Consider the following 1375-nt stretch of genomic DNA (forward strand, 5'->3'; position numbering starts at 1 on the left):
AGGGCTATATAGCCGCTGATACGTCCTAAACTGATGGGGAGCAGGACTCGGAGGCTTTGCTGGCGTGTTGCACTGTTGGCCAAAAGTATGGGGGAAAGCAGCGGCATGCACGTGAGCATACAGGCTGTCGCTCCATAAGAGAGGGCTACGATGAAAAGGGAGAGGAGGGCTAGCGGTTCCACTCTTTAACCCTTCCACCATTTATCGATTTTGGTCCGCTTTTTGAACCCCTCCTTGGAAGAGCTATAGAGGGTGAGCGGACCGTATTTGAAGCTCATGACCCCATCATGAGGGCAAAACTCGACACATCGTCCGCAGAGGGTGCAGTCGCTGTGGGTAATATTGCGGTTTTCGGCTTGGTCTTGGATCTCATAAATATCCATCGGACATGCTTTGACACAGTTTCCGCACGACTCACAGCTGGAGGATCCATTTTTGACGAGACGCAAAAGACCGATTTTTTTGAACAGTGTCTGCATTGGAAGGATCGGACAGATACGGCAAAACGGCTGACGTACGAAAAGGGCAAGGGCAATCATCAGTCCGAAGAGCAAATCGGCGATCAGAGAGAGGGCAAAGTAGCCTCCGTTGGCCTGAGAGATATAAACTTGAGACATATCACCCGTCATGGCCGTTGTCATGATGCGACTCGGGCAGATGGAACAGTACGGATTGCCCCATTCGTGACCCAAAAATCCAATCCCCGTGAGAAGGGGGAAAATCAGGACGAGAAAAAGGAAAATAAACCATTTGATCGGGCGGATTTTAGTGATCGTCTCACGGCTTAGTGACGTAAGCTGGGTGAGTCCGAGCTTGGTGCCGATCATTGTGATCGTCTCTTGGAAAAATCCGAGAGGACAGAGCCATCCGCAAAACGCTTTGTTGAGGATAAGAATCAAAAGGGCCACGGTACCAATGGTGATGAGTGTTCCCATCAATGCTTCCATCGCCCCTGCATTTTGGGTAAAGAGGGTCGAAACACGGTGATCCATCTGATGTTGGAGCGGGATCAGTGCACAAAAATCTCCCCCGCTCTGATCGTAAGCGCATGAAAGGGCAGGGAGATTTTGGGTCAGTTTATCTCCCGTATAAAAGGTAGTAAAAATCATCGCTCCGTAAACGAAAAAGACGAATGCGGTGAGTTGTACAACACGGCGCAGAGCTGTTAGGGTGAGTAATTTATCCATTTTTAGCCCCTTTCTTGGTACGTCGATAGACTAATAGCCCCCCTATGAAGCCGATAAAGATGGCTCCCGCTCCATAGGTTTGGGATTGCCAATAATCATTTGGGTTAAGGGAATAGGGCATGGTAAGCGTGCTTTTGTAGAGGCGTTCACCATCACGGTGTTGCGTGGATAGGAGAAATTCAGAAGGT

The 1375-nt window shown here is 49.5% G+C and carries 3 protein-coding genes; all 3 read right to left on the minus strand.

Annotated features, from left to right (window positions below):
• Positions 1-182 (minus strand): hypothetical protein (locus A2517_RS06485; RefSeq protein ID WP_294895291.1); only part of this gene is annotated, 182 nt, incomplete at its 3' end.
• 3 nt (positions 183-185) lie between these two features.
• Positions 186-1187, minus strand: a complete 1002-nt coding sequence (locus tag A2517_RS06490; protein ID WP_294895294.1) for a 4Fe-4S binding protein — start codon at positions 1185-1187, stop codon at positions 186-188.
• A partial coding sequence (locus A2517_RS06495; protein ID WP_294895296.1) for a hypothetical protein occupies positions 1180-1375 on the minus strand: 196 nt, incomplete at its 5' end. The genes A2517_RS06495 and A2517_RS06490, both read right to left, overlap by 8 nt.

The sequence above is a fragment of the Sulfuricurvum sp. RIFOXYD12_FULL_44_77 genome, assembly GCF_001830725.1.
In the GTDB taxonomy this organism is placed as follows: domain Bacteria; phylum Campylobacterota; class Campylobacteria; order Campylobacterales; family Sulfurimonadaceae; genus Sulfuricurvum; species Sulfuricurvum kujiense_A.